Source organism: Marinomonas vulgaris (assembly GCF_018145875.1).
Classification (GTDB): Bacteria; Pseudomonadota; Gammaproteobacteria; order Pseudomonadales; family Marinomonadaceae; genus Marinomonas; species Marinomonas vulgaris.
Genome location: NZ_JAGSSV010000046.1, coordinates 1 through 6,633, shown reverse-complemented (window position 1 = coordinate 6,633; position 6,633 = coordinate 1). Strand labels below are relative to the sequence as shown.

The 6,633-nt window shown below is 43.6% G+C and carries 5 protein-coding genes and 2 tRNA genes; 1 reads left to right on the top strand and 6 read right to left on the bottom strand.

Annotated features, from left to right (window positions below):
* Positions 1-520 precede the first annotated feature (520 nt).
* The 6 genes from J9B83_RS15515 to yiaY all read right to left on the bottom strand — a co-directional run bounded on the left by J9B83_RS15515 (position 521) and on the right by yiaY (position 6,256).
* On the bottom strand, positions 521-1,429 hold the full coding sequence (locus J9B83_RS15515) for a homocysteine S-methyltransferase family protein (RefSeq protein ID WP_211537705.1): 909 nt from the start codon (positions 1,427-1,429) through the stop codon (positions 521-523).
* 308 nt (positions 1,430-1,737) lie between these two features.
* Positions 1,738-3,207, bottom strand: coding sequence for a cell division protein ZapE (gene zapE / locus J9B83_RS15510; protein ID WP_211537704.1), 1,470 nt, complete (start codon positions 3,205-3,207; stop codon positions 1,738-1,740).
* Positions 3,208-3,594: 387 nt separating this feature from the next.
* The gene (locus J9B83_RS15505; protein WP_211537706.1) at positions 3,595-3,912 is read right to left on the bottom strand and encodes a winged helix-turn-helix domain-containing protein; all 318 of its coding nucleotides are present in this window, start codon (positions 3,910-3,912) and stop codon (positions 3,595-3,597) included.
* Positions 3,913-4,164: 252 nt separating this feature from the next.
* A tRNA-Ser gene (locus J9B83_RS15500) sits at positions 4,165-4,252 on the bottom strand.
* 95 nt (positions 4,253-4,347) lie between these two features.
* Positions 4,348-4,917, bottom strand: a complete 570-nt coding sequence (locus J9B83_RS15495; protein WP_211537703.1) for a nitroreductase family protein — start codon at positions 4,915-4,917, stop codon at positions 4,348-4,350.
* A gap of 190 nt (positions 4,918-5,107) precedes the next feature.
* A complete protein-coding gene (yiaY, locus tag J9B83_RS15490; RefSeq protein WP_211537702.1) occupies positions 5,108-6,256 on the bottom strand; it encodes an L-threonine dehydrogenase in 1,149 nt (382 codons plus the stop codon).
* Between the two features lie 304 nt (positions 6,257-6,560).
* Here yiaY and J9B83_RS15485 point away from each other — a divergent pair.
* Positions 6,561-6,633: transfer RNA gene (locus tag J9B83_RS15485), tRNA-Asp, on the top strand.

Below are 6,633 nucleotides of genomic sequence, written 5' to 3'. Positions count from 1 at the left end.
CTCAGTTGGGAGAGCGTCGCCCTTACAAGGCGAATGTCGGGGGTTCGAACCCCTCCACACCCACCAACTTTTTGTCAATATTTCAAGAAATTCATAAAGCCTCGAAACTCAGTCATACCAAGCCTTTCAGCATTATTCAAAATTTTCTGTTACCTTAAAATCTATTCCTATTGTAATTTATTATTAGTCTCTGTATGTTCGATTTTGGTCAATGTGACCAATGTGACCAATGTGACCAAATTTTGACCAAAGTATAAATTTAACCATATTATTAGCCTTCCTAGTTTTCTGTGCATTTCTGTGCAAAAAGGTATGTTTTCTTTATTGCTATTAACTGAGTGGCAGATGTTGATTTTACGAAATCAGTTTGCAATTTATGCGATATCAAGCGGCAGTAATCAACGTTGCTGGTTTGAAGCTAACGGGTATAGGTAAGGTTGTAGAAGTGATAGTGTCTGTCGTAAATCGTTAATCGAGGCACGCTAGCGGTAGTCTAAAGGTGCTACCTTGCTTTGATGAATTATTGGTGGTTGTCAAGTAGCTTGTTTTTCCACATGCTCAACATCTTTATGTGGCTAGGCCAAATGCCACAGCAGCCACCAATTATATTAGCTCCTAAGCTGTGCCAGCGTTTAGCAAATCTAAGGTATTCCTCAGGCGATACATCTCTATAGTCTTGAATGTTTTCATTGGCTTGATGGTTTTGTGGGATTGGGGAGAAGCTATTAGCAAAAACTCCAATATTGACCGAGATGTTGTGTTTTTTTAGGACTTTATTGGTGTCGCAAATGGCCTGCTCTATCACTTCTGGGATAGAGCAATTGAAGAAGATGCCATCGATTTTTTCTGTTATGACAGCTTCAATTGCATTGCATATTGGCTCCCCAGAGCGCAGCCTTGCGGGTGCGGCCATTTCGTCATTTAAGGTGAAGGCATAATGGCAAGGTTTTTGTGTTTGCTCAAAAATGCTTTGAACGAGGCGAGCTTCTTCAATGCTGGCAATGGTCTCTGCTAGCCAAAGATCCACATAGTTATCTTGAGCTGAGAATAATGTGTTTAAAATTTCTTTTGCACGTATGGGTTGGAATAGGTCTGGGCGATAAGAACCGAACGGAGGTGGTAGTGAGCCGGTTACTAAAACGTTATGTTGTGCCTTAAGTGCGGCATCCTTAGCTAATATAGCGGCTTGTGTCGCCAGTGTGCTGCCTTTCTCGTTATAGAGAGCTTCACCAAGGTGGAAAGGGACGCACGCGTAGCTATTTACTGTGATGATTTCAGCGCCAGCCTCAATAAAATTTAGATGGGCCTGTGTTACATATTCTGGCGCTTCGATGAGTGCTTGAGCGCTCCATAAGGGCTGAGAGAAAGGAGCTCCAATACGTTTTAATTCACGTCCCATGCCGCCGTCTAGGATTGTTAGTGTTTTCATATTTGTTCTTTCTGGTGATAGAGGTATAGAAGCGCTATTTGATCACATTGACTAACGAGTTATCATGAAAAAAGGTCATGAGTGGAGTGAAAAATCTAAATTTCGAATGGTTTGCTTTCGTAAGTTCTGGTGAGGAAAATAACGAATCGAATTGCATAAAGAACATCGAATACCCCTTAAACGAGGCATAGTAAATCCACTTTAGTTAGGGCCGCTGAGTTAAAGAGCGCACCAAAATTCTTTCATTTGAGCGAAAAAACATGAGGTGTCACTCATTTTAGTGTTTTCTACAAGGTAAAGACCTTTCGTTATTGCCGCCCCCATTCCTTTCCACCCATTTCTTCCAACCGAGATGCGGCTCGTCGAAAGGAAAAGGCGAGATCATTGGCGGACGAGAATTGAGCAAGTGACACGCCAATTCGCCCCGTCGCTGACCACTCGAAATATTTCCCCTCTTTGGTGCGAATCATAGTCGTCGCAAAAGAACTCGAGTTTCCCCCCTTCTCATTGACAATCAATTCCTCATCTCCTTCACTGCTTTCAACCTGCGCTTCAAAATCGACGAACAATTCGTTGAGCGGGACGTGTGCCGCCAGCACCAAGCGGGTGTGAGATTCATAACACGCGTCAATGAGGTTCACGAATCGTCGCGCTTCATTGAGGTGTTTGGCGTCCAGTTGGGGAACGTGGTCTATGATGAGGACCGGAAATCGGCCGCAGAGGGAGATATAATCTGCTGCCCCGAGCGGTCGGTAGCACAACTCGGAAAAGTCAAACCAGGCGCATCGGTCATTCAACCGGACGGCCTGGACGGTGCGACCAAATAAGACGGGAATGATCTCGACCTCAGTTTCGGGTGCAGTGCTGCCAAATATTGCTTCCAACTGCGCCTGCATGTTGTTATCAATATTATTGTCGCCATGAACATCCTTGCTTGACCAAAAATAGGATTGACCACACGCTCGATTTTCGAGTCGGTAATCTTTGCTGGAATCCTCCATAGAGATAACATCAGACGTGTGTTTCAACATGTCGATGAATGGCAAAAAAAGGGATCGGTTAATGCCTCCCTTATACAAGGCATCGGGGGGTCTATTCGAGGTAGCCACTACCACGACATTCCAATCCAGTAATAGTGAAAATAGTCGCTTCAAAATCATGGCATCGGCAATGTCTGTCACTTGAAATTCATCTAAACAGAGGAGTTGGGCTTCTTGTGCCAATTGTTGCGCAATGATGGGAATCGCATCAACTCGTGGGTGCTTCTGTTTGTAGACAAAGATTCGATGATGGACGTCTAGCATGAATTCATGAAAGTGGGCGCGGCGTTTGGTAATCTTTGTGTGTTTGTGGCTGTGATTATTGCAGCAAGAATCATCAGTAACCGATGCGTAAAAGAGATCCATTAGAAAGCTCTTGCCGACCCCGACCGTTCCATGAATGTACATGCCTCGTGGCGGTGGTCCATAAAAGCACAAATGGAGCTTCTTGCGAAGAAAGGTCTTGGAGGATGCCAGGAATTGCGTCAGTAACAGTAAAAGTGGATTTCTGCTTGTGCAACTGTTCTCTGTAGGATCACCGGTGCGTACAGGTACTGGCGGGAGCGAGGCAAGAGACTTGTGAAGGGCATCGAATTTTGCCGCTAAAGCGACTTGAGCGTCATCTCGTCGTAACTCCCCCGCGTTCACCTTGAGTTCATAAGCCGCTGTCACGGGGCCTGTCGAGAGGCACTGCCGAGCTACTGGATGTTGCGCTATCATCTTTTTCATCGTCTTCATGATGGTATGGAGCCCTAGATTTTTGTATGGTATCAAATAGATTTGTATTAGAGACTCAATTTTTGGCGTTCAACTTGAACGCAAATTCAGCAGGGCTAACTAAATAATATAAAAGCCTTATTATGGTTAGTTAAACTAAGTTTTAGCCTTGTTAACTCTTTTCCTGATTCTCAAATAGAGCGTAAACCACTGTGTGGCTAGGCTTCAAAAAATTCTTCGTAAAATTTTTTAATGTACAAGGTCTGCTCATTACAACTGGCAATACTGTAACGCAGCATGAGCTTGGCTAGATCACTTAAGTTCACTATCGCGATTCTTGTACACAGTTTTTTGAGCGGTCTCTATGGCTGAGCTGGTAAAGTCTGATGTGGTGATGAATGGCCCTTTTTAGGCGTTTCGAAGCGGCTCATCGGGTGTGATGGCGCTGTTGTCTTCAACATCCAGTTTATTGGATGTCTGTGGTATTTTTTCAAGGTTTTCTTTAGCGGTGTAGAGATTTTTAAAGGCAATAAATTCATCAAATTGTTTGAAGCAGAGATTATTAATCTCAAGGTTTGGTGTGTTTAAGGCTGTAATGTCACGCTCTGTAATGACAAAGTGCTCACGACGTGAGTTATTGATTGATCCAGTTTTTGCAGGGTAGGTGTGCGCCCAGCCCACACGATTGTCGAAAATGGGCTGTTTATCACTGGGTAGTGGCTCAATATGTTCTCATGCAATGGCTATTGGGCCCAACTACATTGACTGAGAACTCGATCCATCTTCTTGGGAAGTTGTCAAAAAATAATCGGCGAAAGAAAAATGAAATGCTAGAAATTTTGATAGAAGATACATGGCTTGAAGTGAATGGCCAAAAAAAACCAGCTAGACAATTTGTCTTACTAGTTTTCTATTGATGTACTTTTTGATGTATATTTTCTAGAAACACTCTGTAAATCCATGACTCTAGAGGGATAATGGCGGTGGGTAAGAGATTCGAACTCTTGATGCCTTTCGACATACACGCTTTCCAGGCGTGCTCCTTCGGCCACTCGGACAACCCACCGAAATAAGCTACAATTCCATGCTGCTTAATTTGTGCCGCGTATAATAGTCTCGCTTATTCGATATTGCAACTATTTTATGATTTATTCTTAGATATTAATCTCTTACCCAGGTTACTAGTTTATCCAGTTCTACGTCATGAGGTGTATTTGCTTTGTCTGTTGCAGGGGTTCCAACGTAAATAAGCCCGATAATTTGGTCGTTGTTATCAAGAGATAAAAGATCTTTGGTTTTTTGAGTAAAGCAAGCGGGGCCGCTTCGCCATATTGCGCCATAGCCAAGGGCATTTAGACCTAATAGTACTTGTTGGGTTGCGGCTGACGCAGCCATGATTTGTTCAATAGCAGGGACTTTGGGGTGTTCTTGAACGTGGGCATACACTAATAAAACGGTGGGTGCTCGATAAGCTTTTTTAATAAATGCTTCTTCCTTTTCTGGTGAAATAGTACTCACTTCAGATACGGCATGCTGCCAGTAGATTTGGCCTAATTGCGCGCGACCTTCTCCTTCGAATACGCAAAACCGCCAAGGTTTTAAATTGCCGTGGTCAGCGGCTCTTGAAGCGGCGGCTAAAATAGACATCCATTCCTTTTCTGACGGTGCAGGCGAGGTAAGGTTGGCATGGGATACGCGATTGCGCATAAAGGATATAAATTCATGGCTCATGGATAACGCCTTTCATGTGAATGAAGTTGAATCTTTTTATCATGAGAGCCATTTGTACGTCTAGGAATGAGTATGTATTTGTGACATTTCTGATGGCGTTGTTGATTGGATGTTGTTGGATACGGAGGCGTAAAAAAAGCCGAATGAAAATGTCATTCGGCTTTTTGGTGTTTACTCAATGAACAAAGACCTACATGGCGGCTTTAAAAATTGCGACCACTTCTTCGTGCGTTGGCTGAATGGGGTTAGTTAAACCACATGCGTCTTTCATTGCATTTGTTGCAAGTGTGGCAAAATCTTCTTCCTTCGCGCCTAACTCTTTCAATCCTGCTGGAATGTTTACGCTTTGAGACAAGGCAACAATTGCAGCAATTGCAGCATCTGCACCTTCTTTATCGCTCATGTCGCTGACATTCACACCCAAGGCACAACCAATCACTTTTAAGCGTGGTGATGCGACCTGTGTGTTGTAGCGTTGAACGTGTGGTAATAACACCGCGTTACAAACACCATGCGGCAAGTCATAAAAGCCACCAAGCTGGTGAGCCATAGCATGGACATAGCCCAATGACGCGTTGTTAAAAGCCATACCGGCTAGGAACTGTGCATACGCCATTTGTTCACGAGCCACCATATTGGTGCCGTTGTGTACTGCTTCGTGTAGGTTATCTCTGATCAATTCAATGGCTTTAATAGCACATGCGTCTGTAATAGGATCTGCCGCCGTTGATACATAAGCTTCTACCGCATGGGTTAGGGCGTCCATACCGGTTGCTGCTGTTAGTGATGGTGGCATGCCCGCCATTAAGCGAGGATCGTTAACAGACAAAATTGGCGTAACGTTTTGGTCAACAATGGCCATTTTAATGTGACGATCTTGATCGGTAATGATGCAGAAACGAGTCATTTCAGACGCGGTGCCTGCTGTAGTATTAATACTAATCAATGGAAGCTGAGGTTTTTTAGAAACATCAACACCTTCATAATCACTGATGTGGCCGCCGTTAGTTGCTACTAATGCGATGCCTTTTGCACAGTCATGAGCAGAACCGCCACCTAGAGAAACGACACAGTCACATTCATGAGCATGCAGCACTTCAAGGCCAGCATTAACGTTATTAACTGTTGGGTTTGGTTGAACTCCATCAAACACAGCACTTTCTACGCCGCGTTCTTTGAGTAAATTTTTAACTTCTTCCGTGACACCTAATTTAGTCATACCAGGATCGGTTACGATCAATGTTTGTTTAAATCCTAGATTTGCTATTTGTGAAATGGCGTCGTTAAGGGCGCCTTCACCCATGATATTGACAGCAGGGATATAAAAAGTACTACTCATGGTGTTCTCTCCTTTGTGTGTGGTTGTTTCAACCCTTGAAACTCATTATTGCACCGTTTTTATCGGTGTATCTTGATCTAGGGCAAGCCTGCACCAAAAGCGATTGTAAAGATGTTTGGAGTCTAGGTAGTAGGTGAATTCGCCATAGTGAGCGAAAAATATAATTATTTTCAAAAAAGATTAGACATTTAATTTAGTTGGTGTAATATGCGCTCCGTCTTCAGGGAGAAACATTGTTAGCAGCGCTTGCAGAGTTTAGTTTCTGAAAAACTTTAAGTTATTAAACAATGATTTAAAGCATGTTGGAGTGGTAGTTCAGTTGGTTAGAATACCTGCCTGTCACGCAGGGGGTCGCGGGTTCGAGTCCCGTCCATTCC

Bases quoted from the DNA above. Each gene is read 5' to 3' on its own strand.
- J9B83_RS15515 (WP_211537705.1), bottom strand. From the start codon at position 1,429: ATGAAAACACTAACAATCCTAGACGGCGGCATGGGACGTGAATTAAAA.
- zapE (WP_211537704.1), bottom strand. From the start codon at position 3,207: ATGAAGACGATGAAAAAGATGATAGCGCAACATCCAGTAGCTCGGCAG.
- J9B83_RS15495 (WP_211537703.1), bottom strand. From the start codon at position 4,917: ATGAGCCATGAATTTATATCCTTTATGCGCAATCGCGTATCCCATGCC.
- yiaY (WP_211537702.1), bottom strand. From the start codon at position 6,256: ATGAGTAGTACTTTTTATATCCCTGCTGTCAATATCATGGGTGAAGGC.